This window comes from Streptomyces hainanensis (assembly GCF_004348415.1).
In the GTDB taxonomy this organism is placed as follows: domain Bacteria; phylum Actinomycetota; class Actinomycetes; order Streptomycetales; family Streptomycetaceae; genus Streptomyces; species Streptomyces hainanensis.
Window position 1 is genome coordinate 1 of sequence record NZ_SMKI01000908.1, and the last position, 708, is coordinate 708.

Here is a 708-nt window from a genome sequence, read left to right on the forward strand (position 1 = left end):
GCCCTGCCCCGGCCCCGGCCGCCCCGTGGTGGGCCGCACCACGCCGGGCTCTGGCGAAACCGGTTCCGGTTCGGGATCATCCGCACATGCCGTACCGCGTCGGTCAGACGGCCCTGTGGGTCGTGGTGGAGGAAGCGGAGCCGGTCGTCGGGGAGTCACGCCGGCGGTTCGACGCGTCGGCGTCGGCCGGGGTGCCCGCCCATGTCACGGTGCTCGTGCCGTTCCTGGCGCCCGACCGGCTCGACGATGACGTGCTCGGCGAGCTCGCCGAACTGTTCGGCGCGCACGCGCCGTTCGCCGTCCGGTTCGCGGAGTGCCGGCGGTTCCCCGACGTGTTGTACCTGGCACCGGAGCCGGACGCGCCGTTCCGGGAACTCACCGAGGCCGTCATGGCGCGGTGGCCCGAAGTGCCGCCCTACGGTGATCGGTTCGCGAAGGTCGTTCCCCATCTGACCGTGGCCCACAGGCAGTCGGGTGGGGTGTACGACGGGGTGGCGGCCGCGCTGGCCGGGCGGCTGCCCCTGCGGGCCCGCGTGGCCGCGGTCGAGCTCTGGGCGAGCGGCGGCAGCCGCTGGCGCCGGCGGGCTCGGTTCCCGCTCCACGGTCGTTGACATGAATGCGGCGCTTGCCGTCGAGGTGCGGGGCCACCTCGCGGGCGCGCGTCGAGTCGCCCCCTTCACCCCACGGAAGGGACCCCCCGTGCGCATC

At 74.9% G+C, this 708-nt stretch carries 1 protein-coding gene; it reads left to right on the forward strand.

The window, feature by feature from the left end:
* Positions 1-86 precede the first annotated feature (86 nt).
* Positions 87-611: a 2'-5' RNA ligase family protein gene (locus E1283_RS36765; protein ID WP_132822456.1), complete on the forward strand. Its 525-nt coding sequence runs from the start codon at positions 87-89 to the stop codon at positions 609-611.
* Positions 612-708 lie beyond the last annotated feature (97 nt).

Bases quoted from the DNA above. Each gene is read 5' to 3' on its own strand.
- E1283_RS36765 (WP_132822456.1), top strand. From the start codon at position 87: ATGCCGTACCGCGTCGGTCAGACGGCCCTGTGGGTCGTGGTGGAGGAA.